General features: G+C 51.2%; 19 protein-coding genes and 1 CRISPR repeat array (1 of these 20 cut by a window edge). Of the genes, 16 read left to right on the top strand and 3 right to left on the bottom strand.

Annotated elements, in window-relative coordinates; all coding sequences use genetic code 11:
- Positions 1 to 101 precede the first annotated feature (101 nt).
- The 3 genes from KF749_03600 to KF749_03610 all read right to left on the bottom strand — a co-directional run bounded on the left by KF749_03600 (position 102) and on the right by KF749_03610 (position 4426).
- On the bottom strand, positions 102 to 791 hold the full coding sequence (locus KF749_03600) for a GTP pyrophosphokinase family protein (GenBank protein ID MBX2990236.1): 690 nt from the start codon (positions 789 to 791) through the stop codon (positions 102 to 104).
- A 244-nt stretch (positions 792 to 1035) separates the two neighbouring features.
- Positions 1036 to 1590, bottom strand: coding sequence for a hypothetical protein (locus KF749_03605; GenBank protein MBX2990237.1), 555 nt, complete (start codon positions 1588 to 1590; stop codon positions 1036 to 1038).
- Between the two features lie 226 nt (positions 1591 to 1816).
- The gene (locus KF749_03610; protein MBX2990238.1) at positions 1817 to 4426 is read right to left on the bottom strand and encodes an exo-alpha-sialidase; all 2610 of its coding nucleotides are present in this window, start codon (positions 4424 to 4426) and stop codon (positions 1817 to 1819) included.
- 95 nt (positions 4427 to 4521) lie between these two features.
- Here KF749_03610 and KF749_03615 point away from each other — a divergent pair, with 95 nt between their 5' ends.
- The 16 genes from KF749_03615 (at position 4522) to cas2 (ending at position 21358) form a co-directional block, all read left to right on the top strand.
- A complete protein-coding gene (locus tag KF749_03615) occupies positions 4522 to 5007 on the top strand; it encodes a hypothetical protein (protein MBX2990239.1) in 486 nt (161 codons plus the stop codon).
- A gap of 14 nt (positions 5008 to 5021) precedes the next feature.
- Positions 5022 to 5588 carry an outer membrane beta-barrel protein gene (locus KF749_03620; GenBank protein ID MBX2990240.1) on the top strand — a complete coding sequence of 189 codons (567 nt, stop codon included), beginning with the start codon at positions 5022 to 5024 and terminating at the stop codon, positions 5586 to 5588.
- Between the two features lie 172 nt (positions 5589 to 5760).
- Positions 5761 to 8364 carry a carboxypeptidase-like regulatory domain-containing protein gene (locus KF749_03625; protein ID MBX2990241.1) on the top strand — a complete coding sequence of 868 codons (2604 nt, stop codon included), beginning with the start codon at positions 5761 to 5763 and terminating at the stop codon, positions 8362 to 8364.
- Between the two features lie 25 nt (positions 8365 to 8389).
- The gene (locus tag KF749_03630) at positions 8390 to 8590 is read left to right on the top strand and encodes a hypothetical protein (GenBank protein MBX2990242.1); all 201 of its coding nucleotides are present in this window, start codon (positions 8390 to 8392) and stop codon (positions 8588 to 8590) included.
- Positions 8591 to 9532: 942 nt separating this feature from the next.
- A complete protein-coding gene (gene cmr1, locus KF749_03635) occupies positions 9533 to 10828 on the top strand; it encodes a type III-B CRISPR module RAMP protein Cmr1 (GenBank protein MBX2990243.1) in 1296 nt (431 codons plus the stop codon).
- Complete coding sequence (gene cas10, locus KF749_03640; protein MBX2990244.1) at positions 10825 to 12612, top strand: type III-B CRISPR-associated protein Cas10/Cmr2; 1788 nt, start codon at positions 10825 to 10827, stop codon at positions 12610 to 12612. The genes cmr1 and cas10 overlap by 4 nt, the downstream gene beginning before the upstream one ends.
- Positions 12609 to 13751, top strand: a complete 1143-nt coding sequence (cmr3, locus tag KF749_03645) for a type III-B CRISPR module-associated protein Cmr3 (protein ID MBX2990245.1) — start codon at positions 12609 to 12611, stop codon at positions 13749 to 13751. Before cas10 ends, cmr3 begins: the two co-directional genes overlap by 4 nt.
- Before the next feature lies 1 nt (position 13752).
- Positions 13753 to 14643, top strand: coding sequence for a type III-B CRISPR module RAMP protein Cmr4 (gene cmr4 / locus KF749_03650; GenBank protein MBX2990246.1), 891 nt, complete (start codon positions 13753 to 13755; stop codon positions 14641 to 14643).
- A complete protein-coding gene (cmr5, locus tag KF749_03655; GenBank protein MBX2990247.1) occupies positions 14640 to 15059 on the top strand; it encodes a type III-B CRISPR module-associated protein Cmr5 in 420 nt (139 codons plus the stop codon). Before cmr4 ends, cmr5 begins: the two co-directional genes overlap by 4 nt.
- Positions 15056 to 16132 carry a type III-B CRISPR module RAMP protein Cmr6 gene (gene cmr6 / locus KF749_03660; protein ID MBX2990248.1) on the top strand — a complete coding sequence of 359 codons (1077 nt, stop codon included), beginning with the start codon at positions 15056 to 15058 and terminating at the stop codon, positions 16130 to 16132. The genes cmr5 and cmr6 overlap by 4 nt, the downstream gene beginning before the upstream one ends.
- Positions 16133 to 16237: 105 nt before the next feature.
- Entirely contained in the window at positions 16238 to 16768 is a 531-nt protein-coding gene (locus KF749_03665) for an SAVED domain-containing protein (GenBank protein MBX2990249.1), read from the top strand.
- Between the two features lie 6 nt (positions 16769 to 16774).
- On the top strand, positions 16775 to 17161 hold the full coding sequence (locus tag KF749_03670) for a CRISPR-associated protein (protein ID MBX2990250.1): 387 nt from the start codon (positions 16775 to 16777) through the stop codon (positions 17159 to 17161).
- Between the two features lie 12 nt (positions 17162 to 17173).
- The gene (locus KF749_03675; GenBank protein MBX2990251.1) at positions 17174 to 17887 is read left to right on the top strand and encodes a hypothetical protein; all 714 of its coding nucleotides are present in this window, start codon (positions 17174 to 17176) and stop codon (positions 17885 to 17887) included.
- Positions 17888 to 17898: 11 nt separating this feature from the next.
- Entirely contained in the window at positions 17899 to 18903 is a 1005-nt protein-coding gene (gene cas6 / locus KF749_03680) for a CRISPR system precrRNA processing endoribonuclease RAMP protein Cas6 (protein MBX2990252.1), read from the top strand.
- Between the two features lie 18 nt (positions 18904 to 18921).
- Positions 18922 to 21069, top strand: coding sequence for a group II intron reverse transcriptase/maturase (gene ltrA / locus KF749_03685; GenBank protein ID MBX2990253.1), 2148 nt, complete (start codon positions 18922 to 18924; stop codon positions 21067 to 21069).
- 16 nt (positions 21070 to 21085) lie between these two features.
- The gene (cas2, locus tag KF749_03690; protein MBX2990254.1) at positions 21086 to 21358 is read left to right on the top strand and encodes a CRISPR-associated endonuclease Cas2; all 273 of its coding nucleotides are present in this window, start codon (positions 21086 to 21088) and stop codon (positions 21356 to 21358) included.
- Positions 21359 to 21606: 248 nt separating this feature from the next.
- Positions 21607 to 23728: direct repeats of the CRISPR family, unit length 37 nt; unit sequence ATTTGAAGAGACCTGATATGTTCAGAGGGATTGAAAC (it continues 663 nt past the right edge of the window).

The following is a 23728-nucleotide window of genomic DNA, read 5'->3' on the forward strand; positions in this document are numbered from 1 at the left end:
CTGTAGTATCTGACCCGTTGGGGTCATGCGACAGGGTTTGGTATGTGGCACGAATGGGAGCGATTCGGAGAATCGCTTTACGAAGATGGAAAATGCTGGGATTATGCGGATTCGTTCTTGGGATGAAGTGTGTTGTAAATGGACTGCATCCTTTTTTCGACATCGGTAATTGCATCCGCGCAGTCTCTTAGCTCTTTCACCAGACGGTCGTTCTTCTCCTCTGTAAGTTTGTACGCCAGTTCGTGCTCCAGCGACGCCCAGAAATCCATGGCAATGGTTCGTATCTGAACCTCCGCTTTCACAATCTCCTTATGATCTGAAAGGAATACCGGCACAGTCATGATCAAGTGCAGACTCCGATAGCCGTTGGGTTTCGGATTTTTGATATAGTCCCGAGTCCGGATCAGTTCTATATCGTCCTGTGATGTAAGAAGCTTAGCCACAAGGTAGATGTCGCTCACGTAGGGGCAAATGACACGGATACCGGCAATGTCATTCAGGTTGTGCCGGGCTGATTCCGCGCTCAGCTCGCAGCCGAGCCGTTGCAGCTTGTTGTAGATGCTGCGCGGGGTTTTTATTCTCGTCTTTATCAGATGGATCGGGTTGCGATCCTTGATATGCTTGAATTCATCATTCAGGATTTCAAGTTTGGTCGTAATTTCCCGGGCGGCAGATACGTAGAGATGTTCAGTCTTTAGGAACGAGCGTATGGCTTTCACTACCTCTTCGGGAAGAGTACTTTCCGTTACTCCCTCAAAGAGGTATGCGGTTTTCGGTTGGTCGATGTTCATTGCGGATTTGCCTCGGGCATGTTGGATGGAATTCCGGTTGTTGAATATTCACTACACACAGAGATTCCCCCTCTTCACTGAATCCATGTGTAAGAAACAACAAGGAATTCTCATAAACAATTCGCCCGTCAGCAGCTCCCTCCGCCTCCGTCGGGGAGGAACCCTTGGCGATGATACGTATTCCCTCCGCGTATTATTCTCGGCCTCTCCCTTGTGAGTTACAGCGCAAGCAAACGCCCTGCTGTCAAAGTTCGAAGCGCAATCCTCCCCGCAACGTAAACGCAAGAACTGTGATACCGGGAACAGTAGTGAAAGTCAGCCCGTACGTCTCAATCCCCCAATAATATCCGCGCAAGAACAGCGGCAGTTGACCGCCGCCAACATTGAAAACCGGACCAATGAGTATGTTGGGACTGAGATACAATTTACGGGCAACGGGAATATTGAAGCCGGCTCCAAAAAGGAATCCGAATCGAGGCCCATCAGATACGTTGAACGCCAGTACAGGTCCGACGCTTGCAAACGGCCTCCATTGCGATCCGCGAATGTCGAAGTAGCACTTGAAATAGGGATGGAGTATCAACGGCGCGCCATACTGCGTATTGATACTGAATTCCGAGCCGACCGCGAGGTGGCGACTGAATAGTACCTCGGCTGAGGGGGTCACATGCAAACCGGGAGATCCGCCAAACACCGACAAGCCCATGTTTCCACCAAGCGACCAATGCTGCGCGTACCCGCGGCTTGTACCGGCAAGGACAGCAAGGCACGCAACGGATGCCAACAGAAGTCTCCTCATATCTCCGAACCCCGTGATGTGACTGAATCCGGGATTAGGATACGACTCGAGTCCGGGGTTTGTTACTATTCGGCAATGCGATCGTCAGTTCACCTTACCTGTAGGAACAAATCCGGGTCTGAAAACGCCACACGCTCTTTCCTCCCCACATCTTTATGCAGGGTCGAGCGTGCGGCGAACAGGAGCCCGGCGCCCTTGTTTTAGCATGCCGTTTCAGCACCCGGACTCATTTCAACAGAACGGCTTTCCGGGTTGCCGCAAAGCTGCCAGACCGCAGCGTGTAGAAGTAGATTCCGCTGGCAAGGTTTCTCCCGTCAACCAACACTTCGTATTCGCCGGCTTTCAGGTGTTCTTTTACCAACACACCGACTTCTCTCCCCAGTACATCGTATAACTTCAAATTTGTAAGGCCAGCCGCCGGAATGCGGAACTTGATCTTCGTTGAGGGATTGAAGGGATTGGGATAGTTCTGTTCCAACGCGTAGGCATTCGGGATTGGCGATCCTCTTTCCTCAACATCAAGAACCACTGTCTGATACAGATGGGCGGCTTGAATTGCCCGGGCGTTCAACTGGCTCACATCAGCCGCGCAAAGAAGAGCAAAGGCCACGTTTAACGTGTCCGGGTTTGCTGCAGTGTACGGGTGAATAGTGAACGGCCCGAACGAGAGGACAAACCGAATATCTCCAAGGCCCGGGAAGCCGCCAGGCATCACTCCCCCTTCACTCAGGAGCCGATATTTCATCTCATCAGGCGACACACCTCCGGTAAACCATCGGTATGTGAAGCGCAAGGAATCCAATGGTTGAACGGAGTTGAGAATGCTCACACCCATAGGCGTGCTTCCGGCGTCCACGGGATTGTGTGCAAATGCCAGCGACGGACCGGAGTAGTAATCCGAGAAGTTCCTCGTTTCGTAGCCCGGCACATTCACAGGCCCTACATCGCTATCCGAAAAGAACGCTATGTATGCACTGTCAATAACCCGTTCCGAGTTGTTCATGATTTTGAAATCGAGAATCTGGATTCCCTGCGAGCCGGCATCATTCCACGTAAATGAACTCTGAATGACTTTCACTCCAAGAGGGATATGCCCCGCAACCGGTTGAAAGTAATCCGTGTACGTGCAGTAGAAATTCTGGTCTGCGATGGAACGGAACGGCAACGACGTTCCCCAGTAACTGTCCCAGCCCGCCGGCTTCGGAACGTTCCTCCCGTTGATTTGCCATATCGTATCGGCTATCGAACTACCCGGAGAGAATTCGTACATGGGACCTGCCCAACCTTCGTACGCGGTTGAGACAAGGCGAATCGGTTGGCCGGTTCCCGATGACGAAGTGTCTTTCTTTCCTCCAATCCAAAGTCCCGCCCCGTAGAGATGCTCGATGTTTGATCCCACGCCGTATTGCATTCCGAGATAGGGTGAGGAATGAGGATAGACAGTTTTTCCGAATGTTCCGTTGCGTGCCATTGCCACTTTCATGGAATCGCCCTGCGTGCCGGGAACAACGGGAGGTCCGGGTGTACTCGTGTAGCTCACCGCCAATACATCCGGCAACGCTGTACCTGTTACATCCGTAATATCAAGGCGGAACTCCGTCAGGCCAACCGGAAGCGCCGGGACGACATTCCCCCATACATTATCTCCGGGAAGCAAATCCCAGTGCAGTCCATCATCAAACAGTTGGAGAGGCGGATAGTTCATGCTATCGACCGAATAACGTGTCACAACAGAAGCTATGCCCGTCTCATCATCAACATACGCTCGAATCCAATTGTCATAGTCTGCGCGTTGATGTCCGATTTCAGAATGCACAGACACAGGCGGAGCGAGCGTATCCGGCGTAACGTCGATGAGACCGTACCAGAGTTGCTCCTGAATCGGTGATGAAAGCAAGCTTACGCGTGCGAAGCGGCTTGATGAAAAGCTAACAAGCGGAGCATCATTGAGGAGGTCAACGTTGTGCATCCTGTCGTTTCCAATATATCTCGTGAAGTAGTGCGGAGAAGACCACGTTGAGCCGCCGTCGGAACTTGTCAAGTACAGTATGTCGTAGCCGTAGTATCCGAAATGAGTTGAATCAGACCTCTTGGCTTGGTACGCGACGACAATTGTCTCATCCTGCAGCTTGCGGACTCGGGGCCGTGTTTCCGATGCGGTGCGGTTGGTGAGTCTTAGCGCCGAAGACCATGAGGCACCTCCGTCTGTACTTACCATTCGTTCGAGGTATCCGGTTGAGGATGTATAGATGGAGAGAATTGTTGACCCTTGAAGAGAGACAAATGAGACATTCTCCCAGACGTTGGAAGGCAAGAGCTGAGGTGCCAGCCACGTACCACCATTGTCCGTACTTCGGATGTATCGTGCGCCCCCCAACGCGGGCCGGTAAGACGCCCAGATTGTTCCGTCTGCTGTCTGAGATATGACAAAGCTTGTGACAGTCGTAGTGATAGTATTGGGAGCAGACCAGATGACACCATCATCTGAATAGGTGATAGCCAGATTTCCGGCCCCCGCGTCATGCCAACCGAGGATGATGCGTCCCGACGGGGTTCGGATTCCGGCAAGATTATCAACCCGGTTCGGACGGTCGACGACGACAGCCGGCATCCCCCACGTTTCACCTCCGTTCGTGCTTGTTGCCGCACGGATGATTGTCGATTCGGCCCAGAAGAACATCACCGTTTGTCCGGACAGGACAAGGGGTAGTGCTTCGGTGTTAGATCGTGTGGAATCCTGAAGCGGAAACCGGGTGATTGTTGTGATCGTGGCGTGTGCGGAAACAACCAGCACAAGAAGTGAAGAGAACGAGAGAGAAAGGATGGGATGTTTCATAGTGACACCTCCAAAATTGAGAGTATTACAACGGGTGTATTTGGTGGTACCGAATATGAGCCGCTGGTGGCAGTTCAGCGAGCTCCCGAGCTCGCGTGTCAAAATATACAGAAGAACAATGTCGAAAAGAAGAAATATCCGAAACACAAGTCAAGTTCTGTTCTGTCGGACAAGAAAGAAGGAAAATCAGGTTTTTGGAGCAAAAAGAGCCGAATGCACTCAACTGGTGTGACAGCGCGCATCTATGTCAAATATCTCCTCATGTAACTTTCCCATGCGTTCATTCACAAGCCGGAATTTCTCTTTGCGAGAGATTCCGGCTTTTCCATTTAGAACATTTGGAAGGATGGTTCATGCGACTTGTGACAATTGTGAGCATTGTGCTCGTTCTTGCTGTTGCTACGGCGCGGGCGCAGGAATTTCCCATTGCCAACGGCAACGATAATACATTCGGTTTTGTTGAGATATTTGTTTTGAGCTGGATTGTTGTTCGTTGCAGTCGAGAACCTCCTCTTCTCGTGGTACAATGGGCAGAGGAGGTTTTCGTTTTTGAAGAAAATCATACACCTATTATCTGTTGAAAGGAAAAAGAAGAATGCATCCATCAAAGATCATCACGTTATCGGCCCTCTGCTTTGTTCTTGCGGCTCATTCAGGATATTCTCAAAAATCCAGCGGGCGCATCGGTGTTGGCGTCAACGTCGGCGAAACAGTCAGCATCGGCTTGGTTCCCGTGCCCATGTACGGCGCATCATTCATTTATGTTGTGACACCTTCCATATACACCGGCGTCCAACTCGGTCTGCTTTCCGGGTCGGCATCCGGTGACGACAAGGCTTTTGACCGCGTGACTGCATTCGAGGTCTCGCCCTATGCGAAAATCCTCTTCACGCCGGCAAAAGAACTCAGCCCGTTCTTCAAGCTCAATATCGCATTCATCAACTACAACGCAAAATTCCCGGCAACGAACAGCGATCCCGAGTCCACCAGCAATGAATCGTATTCATCACTGTGGGGAACGTTCGGACTGAGCTATGCTCTTGGCAAGAATGTGCAGATCATTGGGCAAGTACGGTTCTTTGATATTGGCATGTCAGGGAAAGGGAAGATTTCTCAATTCGGCATAGGCGCTCCGGCCGTGGGAATCGAAGTGTTCTTCTAGCCCACAATTGCTTTGCCACAGAGATACAGAGGCACAGAGATCATGAAGACAAAGGATGCCTAGCTGCGCAATGATTGCTCCTTTGACCATTCTACTCAGAAGAAGACTCTGTGGCTCAGTGTCTCGGTGGCTCTACCGAATTCGATCGTTTGTTATACGTCTCGTTGTAGTGATGACTACGGTAGGTGTGATCCCTCGTGCGGTTCAGGCCGGAATCGTGAAGGGAATTGTCGTTGACGCACGAGGCACGCCGTTGGGCGGGGCATTTGTTTCGCTGCTTGATAGCGAGAAAAGGGCGTTCACCAACCAGTTCGGCAGATTTCAGATACGGGACGTGCCCCCCGATAGCGTCGCTGTCAGAATTTCACTCATCGGCTACCTGCACTTGACGCAAACGGTTTTCTCCGGAAACACTGATACACTGGAACATCGTTTCGTACTGATGGAAACGACGTATCCGCTGCAAAGCGTCGAGGTTGTTGCCCATCGGGCGAACACGCAACACGGATCACTGAACGGCGTCACATCCTTGCAGCCGCGGGAGGTCAAGTACAAGGCTGGCGGAGCGGAAGATGTTCTTCGCTCACTGCAATCGGCCCCGGGTGTGACAGCGCCGAACGATTTCAGTTCGCAGCTGGTGATACGCGGCTCCACTCCCGATCAGAATTTGATTATCCTCGACGGCATTGAGGTCTTCAATCCGTACCGCCTGTACGGTGTTGTGTCGATGTTCAACCCCGAAACAGTCAACGATATTACGCTTCTCACCGGAGGATTTCCTGTACAGTACTCCGACCGTCTGTCCGCCGTGGTCGATGTAACCAATCGCGAGGGGCCCCTCAACCGTGCCGGGTTCAACGCAAAACTCGGAATGAGCGTCACAAACCTGAATCTTGTCGGCGAAGGAGCGTTCACCCTCTCCACGACGGAAGAAGATTCACAAGCCCCGGGCGTGTATTACGATGAAAATGATCCTCCATGGAAAGGCTCCTGGCTTGTATCAACACGCCGCACGTTCTATGACTTGATCGCGGGCCCTATCGCCCGTTCCTCCGGCGCGGCAAAGGGAAACACCGTCTTCCCCAGCTTTCAGGATTTCCAGTTCAAGCTCACTCTTCAACCTCATTACCAGCACAAGTTTGTTTTCACAGGATTGACGAACAGAGATCATGCAGACCTTGGCGAATTTAAGGGGGCAGGATCAATCGAAAGAATTTCCATTGATGATGTGACTTTCAACGATGTTGCCGGCGTAACATGGATCTGGGCGCATTCTCCGAGTGTCGTCGGGCAATACCAACTCTCTTTCTATCAAAACGGCGGCTCGAACAACTTCGGTTCAACATCAAGTGCATGGCTCTCTTTCGGACGGAGACTTTCTTCAGAAGAATATGAACATCTTCGGGATTCACTGAATTCTCTCGGTCTCAGCATTCCGAAACTTTTAGAGGCGCTCGGCAACTATCGCTTCCTCTTCCGGCAGTTCACAGCCAAGGGAAGTATTGCATGGAGTGTGAATGAACGACACACTGTATCGGCAGGCGCGGGAATCAGCGCTTGCCTGACGGAGCTGAATGTGGGTACGAAATTCGATCAAGGCATTCTCGCCATCCGCTCGTCGAATTTCAGATATCCTGCATTGCCGGAATCATTTGAGTCGAACATGCGGGAAACGCGCCGCCACATTTTTCTACAAGACGTCTATCGTCCGGCTGGCGATGCTGCCTTTCAGGCGGGACTCAGACTTGACAACTTCGGCGGAATAAACCGTACTTATCTCGCACCGCGGATCACCGGGTCATGGGAAATTTCACCGCTGATGACCGTCAAGGCCGGATGGGGGATGTATTACCAATCGCCGGGACAAGAGAAATCCTTCCTCCCCGGTCATGAAGTCTATCTGCGAAACACCATTTACGACTATTCAAACATCAGAAGCTTGAAAGCGGAACAATCCAGTAATTTTTCGCTGTCTTGGGAGTATATGTTGACTCCTGAGTGGCAACTTCGGATTGAGGGATACGACAAACGACTCCGTAATCTCGTCGTACCGAAAATTGCCCGCGGCGCATCGTACGAAGTATCCCGCATCGAAGGCTTCGATATTCGAAAGCCGGAGGGGTGGAGTATTCCTTTCATTGTCACGAAAGACTCGCTCTCAACCGTGCCCGAGAACGGCGGTTCGGGTGTGTCCCGTGGAATCGAAATGACGTTGCAGAAGATACAGTCAGAACGCACAAATTCGCTGTACGGTTGGATTTCGTACGCCTATGCAAAATCCACACGAACACAGAATGGCGTTACATATCCGTTCGATTACGATCGCAGACACACCGCAAATCTAGTTCTCGGTTGGCAACCGTGGGATGATCTGGATATCAGTCTCACCTTCACCTATGGTTCAGGTTTTCCCAACACAACTCCAGTCGGATTCAAGCCAAACATTGTGATGGAGCATGACCCCGTTTCAGGGACGCAGACACCAAAAATAGACACAGATGCTTTTGGTGTCATGTTTTTCCCTGACCGCGGCGGGCTCGGCAATATGAATCGTGCGCGTTACCCGGATTATCACCGCCTTGACTTCCGGGCCACGACATACACCGAGTGGTTCGGGTTGAACTGGAGCGTCTATCTTGACATCATCAATCTCTACAACCGGAAGAATGTCATCCTCGCCGAATACTTTGTGGATCGGGAGACACTGCAAATCCAGGCGGTTGAAACAACGATGTTTCCTTTCCTGCCTACCATAGGATTTACCATAACATTCTGAGCTGACAAGCGGCGAACGATGAATCTTGCAGCGCAGCCCTGCTGCCGTTGGTCAGGCCGCGCTTCATCTACGCCCTATCACGCATCCCCGCGTAGACGAGCCGGATACGAGTAGATACGAACCGGATACGAACCAGTATCGAACCAGATACGAACCGGAAGCGGCGGGCGATACGCCAATAGCGTACGCGATGGAACGTACAGAGCTTAACCTGAAATCCGGTTGACCGCCCATGAACCGGGTCGTCATGGACCAATCCATGACGACACCACGAGAAAGTACGGCAGACAAGATTTAGCTCGGCTGTTACGGTCGGCCGAGCTTAGAAAAGATTCAGCCCCAACGGGGCAGGATATTACAGCCGGGGACGAAGTCCCCGGACATCATCATCGGGAAAGCGTTGGCACAACCCTGAAGGGGTTGGATATCATCAGTATGTATTTCACCCCTTCAGGGTGATGTGGTGGTTCTCGTATTTTCTGTCTTGGGACTCCGTCCCAAGCTGTAGTATCTGACCCCCCTCGGGGTCATGCGGAAAGAATCATCTCCCTCTCTCTACATCCGACAGGCTTAACTGGGTCGTCGTGGACCAATCCATGACGACAAACTGCGCAACGCTGAGTTGTCCCGGAGATGCGCTTTCGGTGTCACGAAGTGGTTGGTGACACCCGGGTTACAGATAGTGTCACGGAATGTTTGCCCGCCTCCGGTGGGGGTCCCGCCCTAGGCAGGCGGACGTGACAGCCAGGTTAACCACCGCTCGCAGAGCGCTCTTCTGGCATTGCCTCTTGACATTTGCATAAGACTTCGGTAACATTGTGCGAAGGTTGATTCACATCTTGAAGTTCTTGGTACTGAGAGTCCCGACTCTCAACTGTGTCTTTTAGTTTACTCATAGCAACCGGTGTTAGAGCGAAACTGCGCCGTTCCCATGTGCGCAGGAGGGCGATTGCCGCCGCACCGGCTGAATCTCACACTGAAAGGGTAGTTCATGTACCGCCTCGAGTTTACACTCAAGCAATACACGCCGATCATTCATTTTAAACAAGTCTTAGAAGCAGCGACGCTGCTTGCCTCTTCCATCGATAAAGACGTGCTTTTGTCGGCGCTCTCCTTGAATGAGACGCGATTCCCCCAATACATTTTCGGTATGTAAGGAGCTAACGATATGCGACACAAACCGAGTATTAAGCCTCCTGAGAATTGGGACCCTCCCATCACAGCAAAACCGTGGACACTTCAGCTCAAAGTCATCACGCCACTTTTCGGTGGCGGATACAAAGCGCGAGAGGTTGATCCAATCTGTGTTATTCGACCGGCAGCGATTCGAGGTCACTTGCGCTTTTGGTGGAGAGCAACTGCCGGAGCAGGCTACTCTTCACCGAAAGACTTGTTTGAGGCCGAAGAAAAGATATGGGGAAGCGCGGAGAAGCCGGGACAAGTTGCACTTCAAATACGACTCTCAGAACCCGGAAAGCCGATCAAATGTGCAGAATACAAGTGGAATACAGTAAAGAATAGATATCCAGCCATACCCAAGTTTGTTGAAGGCTGGCCCCCGTATGCATTGCAGCCGTTTCAAGGGAAAGCAACAAAGACAGCGGTTGTTGAGCAACCTGCTTTCGCACGCGTTGATGTTGAGTTCGAACTTTCGATATCCGTTGACTCGACGGCATTGCATCAGATTGAATCTGCAATCGCTGCCTGGATCGCATACGGTGGAATTGGCGCGCGATCAAGAAGAGGGTGTGGGACTCTTGGCTTTTCAAAATCAGACGGACCTAAGGTGACCTCTTTGATTTCAAGGAGCCCTAACGCCATAGTAGCGCTCGACAAATCCCAGTATGTTGCCGGAGTCGAAACCTCAGATCCAATAGCCGCGTGGAGAATGGCGGTAGAGACTTACTGGGCATTCCGGCAGAAGCCAGGTTTCGCGCGTGAACCAGCGAGCGGCAGCCCGCCGACACCGGGTCGGTCGAGATGGCCTGAGCCGGACTCAATACGCCGCATGTATGGCAACGCGTCTACGGGGCATGAACCTTCCCATCTAGTGAACCGAGGTTTCCCGCGTGCGGACCTTGGTCTGCCAATAATCTTCCATTTCAAAGACTACGATGACAGGAAGAAACCATCAGAAAAGAATGATCCTCCCGATACAACCTTAGAAGGACCACGAGATGGATTGAGTCGAATGGCTTCCCCCGTGATAACCAAAGCCATGCCAACTTCCCAAGGGAGGTATCGCCCGATTCTCTTGGTGTTGAATACTATTCACGTTTGGCACCTAGGCAATCTGAGGCTCTCGGGAAGTGCTAAGGGCGCCGTTACCACGAACGACATTGACCTTTCAGGAGATGATCGGGCAAAGGTCTATCCACTTCACGAATTTTCTGATAGGCCAATACGAGAGGCTCTCCTTGACTTCACGGCCAAACAATGGAAATCGAAGGTGGAGGTTATATGACCAAACACCTCCTCGCAATCTCCATCGGTCCGGTACAAGACTTCATTGCCGCATCGCGACGCACAGCAGACCTCTACGCTGGCTCTCAACTCCTCGTTAACATTGCGAAGACGATTGCCAACTACATCGTTGAGAACAAACACGGTACACTCATTTTCCCGTCAAAGCCGAAGGAGGACGGGCCAAACAAAATTCTCGCCGAAATCACAGGTGGTGATCCAAAATCAATAGCCGAAGCCTGCGAGAATGTAGCCGTCGAATACCTCCGAGGCAATGAGAAAGTCCCAGGTGTGTGGAGCAAGGTCAAAGGGAAAATTCCCAAACTGGACGAACCCCTGGCAAACGCTCAAATTGAATCCTTTCTTGAATTCTACGCCGCATGGCTTCCGTGGGATGGTGACGATGCTACCTATGACGGTGTGAGAAGAAACCTCGACCGGTTACTGGCCGGGCGGAAGTCACTTCGCGATTTCAAACAGCCAAGCACACAAGCTGGACGTCCGAAGAGTCCCTTGGATCCTTCACGTGACTGTGCTCTTGAGGTCCATGGGACCGATTCAGTGCCATTCGAATGTCGGACCGATCCGCTTTGGCTCAAGGCTCGCGAGACATTGGATGCGCTATCGCTTTTGAAGCGTGTACTCGGGGACAAGTCAACGGTACACTCAACGTCGTACATGGCAGCAGAAGCCATTCTGCCGCTCGTAAGAGAACTTGCACTTCAGGATGACCAAACCGAACTGCGAACGGCGATCAACAAGCTTGATGAACTAGTACGCGAAACACCAGCCGGGATTGACATGGGCGACTTGATGTTTCCAAATCGGCTACAAGAAGAGGTTGAGTCGCTCGAAGAAGCCCAGAAGAAAAAGAATGACACGCGTCGAGGTGAAGTTTTACAATTGCTGAAGAATCCAAATATTGAGACTTGGCGGAAACTCATACTCAATGTTGCCAAGCATCTTGGGCACAAGGGGTCAGAGTGTCCACCGTACTACGCCATCCTCGTCGCCGATGGTGACGGGATGGGCGCTCTCATCGGAGAGTTGAAGGACATTGAGAAGCATCGCAATTTTTCTAAAGCGCTTTCCAGTTTTGCCAAGGAAGCAGCCGCCATCGTGCAAAAGAATAGCCATGGGCACCTTATCTATTCCGGCGGCGATGATGTTCTCGCTCTGCTTCCTGTAAACACCGTCTTACAATGCGCAGCAGATTTGGCCAAGGCATTCAAGAAAACTCTGGAGAGCGATGCCTATGTCAAGGAAGCTGTTGATAAGATGAAGAATGCAGGAAAAAAAGGCGGCACACTCTCCGTTGGGATTGCTGTAGTGCATCACATGGAGCCGTTGCTTGTTTCTCTTGAGCAGGCGCGCACAACAGAAAGGGCCGCAAAGAAGGAGAAACCTGCAATGGCAATCGCGTTGCACACCCGCGGTGGCGAACCACTCACAGTAGTTGAAAACTGGCAAGAAAGAGCGAGCATTGAAAACTGGCAATCGTGGGTGGGTGCTTTCCGGGACGAATTATCAAGAGGCTTTCCTTATGAGCTTCGACGACTCGCGAGGGAATTCAGCGGCACGGGCTTGACTGCGCAAGCCCTTCAAGCTGAGGCGAAGCGAATTTTGAAGAGGAAAAAAGGAGGTATTGAAGATAAGACAAGTGAGTCAGTCGCAACAGTCGAGAGTGCGATTGAGGGCGTGAAATCTCCGTCTGACCTTGAAGATCTGGCAAAGAAACTGACGATTGCCCGGTTCCTTGCAACATACCCGGAGGTGAAATCATGAGTGAGAAGATTCTTCGCATACTCGGACTTGATACGTTGTTATTCCGGGACGGGCGTCCATTTTCGAATGAGCCTGGCGCATTCAGCGCAAGGACGCTGACAGTTCCCTTGCCGGGAACGATTGCAGGTTTCTTACGGACGCGCCTTGGCAACAGGATGAAAGGTGCATGGAACCCGGACAAATCTGCTGAGGTGCTCAAGATTCCAGTATCAGGCCCCATCTTACACCTGAATAGCTCCCCTATGTTTCATACCCCAGCCGATGCACTCATCTACTGCGATGAGAAAGGTGGCAACAAGGGCAAGGTCATGTGCTTGCGACCTATACCCATGAAGGAACTAGATGGAACGAATATTCCTGACGGGATGCGGCCGATGGACGTGCTGGAGGATGTAAAACCAGAACCGGACTACAATCTCTGGACTTGGCAAGACATGCAGAAGTGGTTGCTGTATTCTTACGGGACGACCTTTCCGGTGCCAACGAAAATTCAAGGTTTGCCTATTGAGGAACGAGTGCACGTTGAGATTTCAGATGTTGGAACGAGTGAGGAGGGTAAACTCTTCAGCGCGCAGTTTCTCAGCTTCGAGCACCACATTTGGAAAGCGGATGAGAAAAAGCACGATAAGTGGTCACTGATTGCAAGGATCGAGACAGAGCGTGATGATCTCACCGGAGTTGGTCAACTCGGCGGAGAAAACAGGTCTGCAATTGTGGAGCTTGCTGAAGCAGGACATTGGCCGCCATGCCCGGATGACCTAAAGAAGAAGCTCGAATCTGCCAAGCTTGTTCGTATGGTCCTTGCTACGCCTGCAGTTTTTGCCTGCGGCTGGAAACCAGGATGGCTCGCTCCAAATTTGACTGGTTCTCCACCGTCTGCTTCAAGCTGTAAACTTAAACTTATTGCCGCAGCTATCAAGCGGCGCGAACCTGTCAGCGGATGGGATTATCTGAAAAGGGGGCCGAAAGCAGTGCGCTGGATGGTGCCGGCCGGTTCAGTCTATTTCTTTGAAGTCGAGGGAAACTCTGACATGCCTGTTCAAGACCTGTGGTTGAAATCTGTAAGTGATGAATTGTCACAAGATGGGTATGGGCTTGCCTTATGGGGAATTTGGAATGATAACAATCAGGAGAAATGAAATGAGCACAAAAGCCAAGCTACTGTATCTTCACGCAATCACTCCAGTCCATTCTGGTACAGGACAAGCAGCAGAAGTGATTGACCAACCGATAGCAAGACAAAAGGCTACAGGTTGGCCGATGATTCCCGCCAGCAGTCTGAAAGGAGTGCTTCGCGATTTGGTCAAAACAAAGGATGAACAGAAGGCAAATGAGTTGTTCGGTGATATCGAAAAAGCCGGACCAATCGTGTTCGGAGATCAGCGAATTCTCTGTTTGCCTGTACGCAGCTTCTTCGGTACGTTTGCCTATGTCAGTTGCCCATGCATATTGAAGCGATTGGAACGCGACCTAACAGCGATTGGAGTGCCCCAAGCGTTTGTCGTCAAGAACGCTGAAGTTGTGGATTCCAACGATTCACTAAAAATCCTCTTGCCAAAAGACAATAGCGTTTTGGTGAGTGGGAGCAAGGTGTATCTTGAGGACTTGGACTTGACCATTGACAGTCGAAAGGAAGTGGGGGACATCGCGGACAAGATAGCGCAAGTTCTATTTCCCAGCGATGGCAAGGAGTTTACTGCCCGCTTTGCAATCGTGTCGGACGAAGTGTTCAACTTTCTGAGCGAGACTGCCACAGAAGTACAAGCGAGAGTTGCTCTCGAGGACGATACCAAGGTCGTCCGAAAAGGCGGGCTTTGGTATGAGGAGGCAGTGCCAGCCGAGGCGATTTTCTGTGGACCAGTCCTTGTCGCTGACTACTACACAGAGAAGGAAACCATTCTGCAAAAGTTTAATGCAGCGTTGAAATCGGAACTGAAACAGCCGGCGTCAGAGAACACGCAACCAATCACGATTCAAATTGGCGGTAACGCGTCGGTTGGTCGCGGACTCTGCCGGGTGGTGATCGCATGAAAACGAGAGCACAGAGACACCTTGAGCTTGCTTCAGAACTTGTTTTAAAGGTTGCTCAGAAGTACCCACAAGAGGATAACAAGGTAAGGAAGACGTATGGCAGCCTATGCCACAGTTTTCCGGTGATGGTCCGAACGTGCGGCCTATGTCAGGCAGTAGCCTTCTCGAAGGCGAAAGCTGCAGGCGATGATAGCCGTATCGCAGATGCTCATCGGCTTCTTCTCGAACACCTGGGAGAACTCTTGCACGCCGTTAATTCGGCAATTAGCAAGGACGACGTGGTCTCTCCGATTCGGAGTGCAAGTGCCACAGTCTACATGCTCTACACGCGCCAGATTCTCACCTCTTGGATATATTTCAAGCGTTTCGCTGAATCTATTCTTAAGGTGCAGGCAGGGGAGAACGAACAACCATGACCCAACTACCATCAACAGCAATACGAGCGTGCCGCTCGGCTCTTGATGACTTGAACGTCGACCCTGAGCGCGCACATGCGGGCCTGACACTGGACCGGTACTTTCTCGCACACAAGCCGACCGACAAAAAGCAGCGGCAGGAGATGAAGGAGAAGCCCGAAGAAACAGTCTTAGAGACGGTTTCCGGAATCCAAGTGAATGATACATATCATACAGTGTTCGGGAGGTGGCAGAACATGCTAAAGCAACAATTCTGCGAAACCCTTAGCATGGAACTTGTTTCTTCACTTGCAGTTGGCCTCGGAAACGAAAGCCCGCTTGAGGCTGGACTGAGAGTTCATCACACCTATGGCATGCCCATCATACCGGGTTCGGCTATCAAGGGGATGTGCCTCCGAGGTGCACGAATTTTGAAAGACCAAGGGAAACTTGACGAAGCGCAGTTACGGCTTCTCTTTGGTAATACAAAGAGTGCTTCCTGCTTTGTTTTCTGGGATGCGTGGTACGATCCCGGCAGCCCCGAAGGGAAACCCTTCCATCGCGATGTCATTACAGTTCATCATCCTGATTACTATCAGAAAAAGAAGGATGCTTGGCCCACCGACTTTGACGACCCGACACCGGTGCCATTTCTTGTTGTGCGACCTAGTGCACGGTTTCTCTTTGCGATCAGTGCACAGAACAAGGAGTGGGGGGAGTACGCGAAAAACCTGCTTGTGTGGTGCTTGCAGAACCTTGGCGTTGGAGGGAAAACCAACGCGGGGTACGGGTACTTCCAGACAAGTGGTTCCGACAAAAAGAAAACGAGCAGTTTCCAGGCCGGCAGCAAGAACAAGGAGAGGAGCCATCCGCCAGTCTTTGATGAAAAGGTTGTCAAGGGCAAAGTTGTCCCCGCCAAGGTGCTTAGCAGTGAAGCTGGCAAAGTTACTGTCAGGCTGCACATCACGAACCCTCTTGACATGACGTTCACCTATCAGGCAGGCATTCAACCAGACACATGGATACTTGTGGAAGTGGCAAACGTTGACAAGCGGGGAAAACCTATCCACATCACATTTAAGCAATACCTTTAGCCGGAAGGTAATCCCATGAAATTCATCGCCAAATACGGACTGCTCGTTCCCTTGCAATAGGCAAAAATAACTTTACCGTAATCAAACAACCAGTGGAGTATTGAAATGAATTGGTGGGAATACATCGGAAATACGGCGAACATCATTCAAATCATCTCGGCAATTCCGCTGGCGGTCGGTGCATGGTTGTTGTTCACTCGCGCACGCCGGTACAAGCGAAAGCTCGAAGAGACGGAGAAAACACTCAGTGCGAAACCCATGGGCTTAGTGCTGTCAGTGAGTGGAATGGATGTTACCGAGCAAGTGAGACAGTGGCTCCACAAGAACGTCGGTACAATGGATATCGAAACGTATCACAAGCCAGGTGGGGTTACAAGAGAGAATATTGGTCAATTCATGACAGATATTCTCAAAGTTAAATCGGAGATGACACGCAAGGGCGTTACCGAAGTTCATCTTTTCTTGATGGCCCCAGTTGCTTTCGGAGCTGCTGTGGGTGCGATTCTTGATAACTGGGTCCAAGTAAAAGTCTATCATCTCAACCGGGAAAAGAACGAGTACGAGTATTGGACGTATCTGCATAAAGGGTTTATCCCAGGACTTGATGACTCGTTGCTAAAGGAAATCGGCGAATAGCCCCCTATGCTCCTCAACCTCTCCAATCACCCCTTGTCAAAATGGTCGCACGAGCAGCGCGAGGCGGCGGAGAAACAGTTCGGCACGGTTGAGGACATTCCTTTTCCGCAACTCGACCCCGCGGCGTCACTCGAATCGATCAGGGAGATTGTTCAGCAGTACGTGTGGAAATGCGAGGAGCGGATTGCAGAGAACACAACAACGGAGTCCAACGCCGTTCATCTTATGGGAGAGTTTACGTTCACGTACTTGTTCGTGAAAGAGATGGAACCACGCGGCATCCTCTGCGTCGCTTCGACAACCGAGCGGATTGTGACGGAAAATCCCGATGGCTCAAAGACGACAGTATTCAAGTTTGTCCAGTTCCGCCCATATTTTGTCGCCAACAGTTAGGACATGAGGTCAATGAGGTTCTCTGCGAAGTTCACGTTTTCAGATATCTTTAGTTCGCTCTTTGATGCACGCATCCCGTTATTGTTTGTTCTTGCTTCCGTGGCATTCGGCATTGCCGGGAATGCTGCGTTCGCTCTCTTCCTTGGTTATCTCGACAAGGTAAATCAGGGGTGGCTCTGGTCTGCGCTTGCGGGGTCTATCACAATGTTGTTTCTCATCGCTTGGGGAATACAGGTTGTGCTGAGGTTCCGTATGCGAAGATCAACGCTTGATGGAAGCGAAGCATTCGCGATTCATCGAAAAGGCGTGATCTACACTGTCGGGAAGTCGAAGGATCTCCTTCTTGCATCGTATGAACGTCAGAGACCGGAATATGTCGGCTTCCTCTGTACTAAGGAATCCGAAGCGCGTGCGATGGATACGGTCAATGAATTCGGAATCTCTGTGGAGCACTGGGACAAGCAAGAAGTCGATCCGTGGGACATCAAGTCCGTTCACGCCAGTACCGGCAAGCTGTTGCAGTTTATGGAAGGAAAAAAGCTATCGCATGAGGAGAGTGTCCTCGATCTGACAGGCGGACTTACAACGCTCTCCATTGACGCGTTCAAAGCCGCCGAAGAGCATGGAGTTGATACCCAATATATCCGTTCCGAATATGACACCAACGGCAAGCGAATTTCCGGAACGGAGGTGGCCATTCTGCTCACACGAAATCAGAGCACATAGGAGCGTGCCGCATGAACCCAACTCCCGCCCACTCACCTCTTCACCCCCTCCGCTTCGCCAAATTCACCCTTCACCTCGAAGCCACGGAAGACCTGTTCCTTCCCCAGTACAAAGGCTCCACATTCCGCGGGGGATTCGGCAATGCACTCAAGAAGGCCGTGTGCATGACCAAGACATTCGACTGTCCGCCCTGTTTGCTTCAGCACAATTGCCCCTACATCAGCATCTTCGAGCCGAAAGTGGACAAGACTACTGCCGACTTGCTGAGGATAGGCCGCGATGCCACACAGCCGTTTGTGTTGGAACCGCCGCTGACCGAACAGCGCCCATTCAAAAAAGGGGAACCCCTTACCGCAGGCCTTATACTGATTGGAAAGGCAATGGATATGCTGCCGTACTTCATCCATACGTTCACGGTGCTCGGCGAACGTATCGGCTTGGGGATGGCTAAAGGGAAATTTGTAGTCCGTCACGTGACCGATGAGGATGGCGCCACGGTGTACGACGGACAAACGCAAATGCTCAAAAGCTCATATCGCATTGTTCAGTTTACAGACCTTACCGGCAACACTCCGCCGCCGCAGGAACTGACACTCAAGTTCCTCACGCCGACACGCATCAAGTCGAGCTACAGGCAGAACAGCAGGCACCTGATCCGAATGAAAAATGCGGAGAACGTCCTGACACTCATTGAATCACTCTACCACCGCCTCTTTACATTGACGAACCTCTACTGCCGCCCCGATGTGCAAGACTATCGTGAACACAAGTTAGACCTTGTCTCAACAAAGGTACACTTGGTGAAATCAAACGACCCGTGGGACGATTGGGAGCGCATTTCCAATCGGCAAAGAAAAGATGGTCACCCGACAAAGATGAAATTAGGCGGTTTCGCCGGTGAAGCGACAATTGGAGGTGAGCTTTCGGACTTCGTTCCCCTGCTCAAAGCGGGCGAGTTCCTGCACGTGGGGAGCGGCGCTACGTTTGGACTCGGGAAGTTCGTGCTAACCCCTTGACTGGGAACTACTGCGAACGTGCATACCTACCACGCACAGCTTGCCTCATACTCCTCTCTCTACGCTGCCTGGGATCGTGTTGCCGCCAACGACGGCGCTCCGGGGGTTGACGGCGTTTCGGTCAACAAGTTCGATGTGAACTTCGAGCGGCATTTGGAGCGGCTGCATACAGAGCTGACAACATTCACGTACCACACTCTTCCGCTGAGACGGTACGAAATTCCGAAACCCAACGGCAAGGTACGCTTTCTCGCTGTTCCCGCTGTCCGCGATAGAGTTGTACAATCCTCCGCCATGATCGTTCTTCAACCCGTTGTCGAACGCGAGTTGGAGACGTGCAGCTTTGCCTATCGTCCGGGACTATCACGTCTCACTGCTATCGAGCATATCCGCCAACTGCGCGATGAGGGATATCGCTGGGTTCTCGATGCCGACATCGAAAGTTTCTTCGACAATGTGGAGTTCGGTCTTCTACTCAGGCGGTTTCGTCAGCTCGTCCCGGAAAACCCGACCGTTGCACTTGTCGAGCAGTGGATTAAAGCTCCCGTTCTCGTGCAGGGCACGCTTGTGAAACGCACCAAGGGCATCCCGCAAGGATCGCCCATTTCGCCGGTGCTTGCCAATCTGTTTCTTGACCGGTTCGACGAAGAACTGCTCAAGCGCAAACACCGGCTCGTACGCTATGCCGACGATTTCGTCATTCTCTGCAAGACAAGACCCCGCGCTGAAGAAGCGCTGAAGCTGACCGAAGACGTACTCGCTTCGTTCGAGCTACACCTCAACAAGGAAAAGACCTCCATTACTACGTTTGACCAGGGGTTCAAGTACCTTGGAGCAATCTTCCTTAAAGGGATGATTATCCCGTCCAAGAAAACAAAGCTGCGAAAGGGAGGAAAAGCCATGACGCGACAACGCAGGCAATCAGCGAAGAACGATCCGAAGGACCGCACCCCGACTGTTCCCGACGCAAAGACCGCAGCAGGCCCTCCCCCTGATGAAACGAAGCCGACGGAATTCGGCACGGAGCTGTTAGACGCACTTTCAGCAAAGAACATGACCATTGCCGATCTTGTTTCCGGGCAGCAGGAGAACGAACCCCGTCCCCTTCCCGCCGACATCTCCCCGTTCATGCGCACGCTCTACATCCAGGAGCAAGGCTGCTGGCTCAAGTACAGTCACGACAAATTCATCGTATCCACAGGCGGCGAAGAGGGCGTGGCCTTGCAGGAAATCCCGACCATGAAGGTGAGTCAAATCATGGTCTTTGGCAGTTGTCTCATTACACCTGCCGCCATGCGGTATGCACTGTTGCACTTCATTTCCATCACACTCCTCTCGTCCCGCGGGCAATACTTCGGACGGATAGAAAACACGGAAGGCGCGGATGTTACCCTGGAGCGGCTGCAATTCCGGCGCTCCGCAGACGCGGCGTTCGTTCTTGCCACGGCAAGAAACTTCGTCGAAGGGAAGCTGGAAAACACGCGGCTCTTTCTGCAGCGCCACCGCCAGAAACAGCGCGAGCAGGAAGTCAGCAACGCCATTGAACAGCTCAAGCGAGTCTCTGCCGGGCTTGTCCGTGCCGATACGCTCGACGCCGTTCGGGGGTATGAGGGCCGCGCCTCAGCCATCTTCTTCAGCGTGTACGACGATCTGTTCACTGCGGAGGGTTTTACATTCGAGAAGCGCATACGCCGCCCGCCGACCGACCCGGTGAATGCCATGCTCAGCTTCGGGTATACATTGCTTTTCTACAATATCTACTCGCTTGCACGCGTCCACCGCCTCAACCCGTACGTCGGGTCCTTGCATGCAGACAAAACCAACCATCCCGCGCTTGTCAGCGACCTCATCGAAGAATTCCGCTTCCTCATCGAAGGCATGGTGCTCGGCATTATTAACAAACGGCTTCTTGCACCGGCGGACTTTTCCCGTGCATCGGCTGAAGACAAATCCGCAGCAGACGATGCCCGGCCCACAGCCTGTATGCTGAGCGACGAAGCGCGTAGAGTGTTCATTGGCGAATTCGAGCGCCTCATGCACCGGACAGTAACACATCCCCCCACTGGCTACACCGTCACCTATCGCCGGTGCCTCGATCTCCAGGTGCAAAACTACGTGCAACACCTGCGCGACGAAAAACCATATATCCCCTTCAGCAGACGCTAACCAACGAGGTGCCCTTGTGTTTATTTTGATTTCTTACGACATTGCCGACGACAAACAGCGGACAAAAATCGCCAAACTCCTCGAGGCGCACGGCAGCCGCGTTCAGTACAGCGTCTTCGAGTGCAACCTGACCGAAACGCAGCTGAGCCTGCTGAAGACGAAATTGGCAAAACGTGTGGCGGTAGAAGACAGTATCCGTTTCTACCGGCTGTGCAAAGAATGCACAAAACGCATTGACATTCTCGGCACGGGAAAAGTGACCGTTGAACGGCAATACTACATTGTCTGACTCGCATCTTGATGCGTACACGGTCCTAAGAGACCGGAATTTGAGGAGTACGGTCCGGGAATGTACTTTACGGGCAGCACTTTGACCTGGTTCTCCATGCAGACGACGCAACCGTAGCGAAACCTTGTTACTTATGCCCAAGAAAGGAGGAAAATAACGATTTCAAAAGAACAAGCAACAAAGGAAGGCAATCTTCCATGCAGACACTGCCGTAACACATTGTGGCAGAAAGGGGAAAAAAGGGGTGGATTTGAAGAGACCTGATATGTTCAGAGGGATTGAAACTAGACTCCTTCACGTCGATCGGTAATTGGACCTCGAAATTTGAAGAGACCTGATATGTTCAGAGGGATTGAAACTGCCACTCCGCCCGCGTTCCACATGGTCTCGTAGACATTTGAAGAGACCTGATATGTTCAGAGGGATTGAAACAGCCCCGCGAGGGCTTTGACCGCCCTATGTTTTTTAAGGATTTGAAGAGACCTGATATGTTCAGAGGGATTGAAACTCTGTCTCCGCAGAACACGATGGCGACGAAGTGGTGCTATTTGAAGAGACCTGATATGTTCAGAGGGATTGAAACGTATTTTGTTCCGACTTTGTTGAGGATGTAGGTAATATTTGAAGAGACCTGATATGTTCAGAGGGATTGAAACTTCAACAATCTTCTCGCCTCCCGCAATTCAGTAGTGGATTTGAAGAGACCTGATATGTTCAGAGGGATTGAAACTCAACTGTACCGTCATTGTAGTGGTTAATAAAGACCGTATTTGAAGAGACCTGATATGTTCAGAGGGATTGAAACGGAGTGTGCCCAGCCAAGTCATCACCTTTTCGTACTATTTGAAGAGACCTGATATGTTCAGAGGGATTGAAACTCTGGTACGAGCGATGCCCATACCCAGTGCAACACTAGATTTGAAGAGACCTGATATGTTCAGAGGGATTGAAACTACCCTTCCTTACCCACCATGTACTGGTAGTAACCTTATTTGAAGAGACCTGATATGTTCAGAGGGATTGAAACTGAACACCAGTAACTTGCCCGTTGATTGGCGCAAATTTGAAGAGACCTGATATGTTCAGAGGGATTGAAACGAGTCTCCCTCTATTGTAGCGTACGTCACGAGGGTGGATTTGAAGAGACCTGATATGTTCAGAGGGATTGAAACCTGCTTTTTGTAGATAGGAGCTACTGCAAGCGCCTGAAGATTTGAAGAGACCTGATATGTTCAGAGGGATTGAAACTCTGCATCGTCATTGTCACGCCTGACTAAGACTGCATTGCCAATTTGAAGAGACCTGATATGTTCAGAGGGATTGAAACTGTCTTGTCGAGATGACCGGAGACGATTTTGTCGACATTTGAAGAGACCTGATATGTTCAGAGGGATTGAAACTTGTTGGTAGGATCGTCAGTTGTGCTCACTCAATACCTCAATTTGAAGAGACCTGATATGTTCAGAGGGATTGAAACTTGATACATACCCGTTGTTGCAGTGATTCCTGTTGACGAATTTGAAGAGACCTGATATGTTCAGAGGGATTGAAACCATTGTATTTTTCGACGGCTGTCATCATGTCAGCGTGATTTGAAGAGACCTGATATGTTCAGAGGGATTGAAACCATTGTATTTTTCGACGGCTGTCATCATGTCAGCGTGATTTGAAGAGACCTGATATGTTCAGAGGGATTGAAACTCTGATACGCCATGAGTGCTTCGGGGTCTTTCTTGTAGATTTGAAGAGACCTGATATGTTCAGAGGGATTGAAACCGAGATTGCAGACATGGTATCTCTCAGTGTGCGCTTCGTGGATTTGAAGAGACCTGATATGTTCAGAGGGATTGAAACCTACTCTCTACTGCAGTTTTCAAAGTACTTTGCTCAAATTTGAAGAGACCTGATATGTTCAGAGGGATTGAAACCTTTTGCCACTATTTCAGCCGTTGTGGCATCCAGCATTTGAAGAGACCTGATATGTTCAGAGGGATTGAAACTTTCAGAAACCCCAAACATTTGGGTTTCTGACTGCCGAATTTGAAGAGACCTGATATGTTCAGAGGGATTGAAACCTAACTGATACCCTAAACGAACTCGGTGCTGAAAAAGCACTCATTTGAAGAGACCTGATATGTTCAGAGGGATTGAAACTGTACTCCTTCGGGTACGTGTAGTTGGAACGAACTTATTTGAAGAGACCTGATATGTTCAGAGGGATTGAAACTTTGTAACGTTCCGGATGTTCGCACACCGCAAACTCGTATTTGAAGAGACCTGATATGTTCAGAGGGATTGAAACCCAGCTCAGCGAAAAAAGGTCCCACGCTTTCCGGAATTTGAAGAGACCTGATATGTTCAGAGGGATTG

This window comes from Bacteroidota bacterium, from assembly GCA_019637975.1.
Taxonomy (GTDB): Bacteria; Bacteroidota; Ignavibacteria; order UBA10030; family UBA6906; genus CAADGV01.

What these genes read in the sequence shown, in the direction of transcription:
- KF749_03600 (MBX2990236.1), bottom strand. Translation starts at nt 791, where the DNA reads ATGAACATCGACCAACCGAAAACCGCATACCTCTTTGAGGGAGTAACG.
- KF749_03605 (MBX2990237.1), bottom strand. Translation starts at nt 1,590, where the DNA reads ATGAGGAGACTTCTGTTGGCATCCGTTGCGTGCCTTGCTGTCCTTGCC.
- KF749_03610 (MBX2990238.1), bottom strand. Translation starts at nt 4,426, where the DNA reads ATGAAACATCCCATCCTTTCTCTCTCGTTCTCTTCACTTCTTGTGCTG.
- KF749_03620 (MBX2990240.1), top strand. Translation starts at nt 5,022, where the DNA reads ATGCATCCATCAAAGATCATCACGTTATCGGCCCTCTGCTTTGTTCTT.
- KF749_03625 (MBX2990241.1), top strand. Translation starts at nt 5,761, where the DNA reads ATGACTACGGTAGGTGTGATCCCTCGTGCGGTTCAGGCCGGAATCGTG.
- cmr1 (MBX2990243.1), top strand. Translation starts at nt 9,533, where the DNA reads ATGCGACACAAACCGAGTATTAAGCCTCCTGAGAATTGGGACCCTCCC.
- cas10 (MBX2990244.1), top strand. Translation starts at nt 10,825, where the DNA reads ATGACCAAACACCTCCTCGCAATCTCCATCGGTCCGGTACAAGACTTC.
- cmr3 (MBX2990245.1), top strand. Translation starts at nt 12,609, where the DNA reads ATGAGTGAGAAGATTCTTCGCATACTCGGACTTGATACGTTGTTATTC.
- cmr4 (MBX2990246.1), top strand. Translation starts at nt 13,753, where the DNA reads ATGAGCACAAAAGCCAAGCTACTGTATCTTCACGCAATCACTCCAGTC.
- cmr5 (MBX2990247.1), top strand. Translation starts at nt 14,640, where the DNA reads ATGAAAACGAGAGCACAGAGACACCTTGAGCTTGCTTCAGAACTTGTT.
- cmr6 (MBX2990248.1), top strand. Translation starts at nt 15,056, where the DNA reads ATGACCCAACTACCATCAACAGCAATACGAGCGTGCCGCTCGGCTCTT.
- KF749_03665 (MBX2990249.1), top strand. Translation starts at nt 16,238, where the DNA reads ATGAATTGGTGGGAATACATCGGAAATACGGCGAACATCATTCAAATC.
- KF749_03670 (MBX2990250.1), top strand. Translation starts at nt 16,775, where the DNA reads ATGCTCCTCAACCTCTCCAATCACCCCTTGTCAAAATGGTCGCACGAG.
- KF749_03675 (MBX2990251.1), top strand. Translation starts at nt 17,174, where the DNA reads ATGAGGTTCTCTGCGAAGTTCACGTTTTCAGATATCTTTAGTTCGCTC.
- cas6 (MBX2990252.1), top strand. Translation starts at nt 17,899, where the DNA reads ATGAACCCAACTCCCGCCCACTCACCTCTTCACCCCCTCCGCTTCGCC.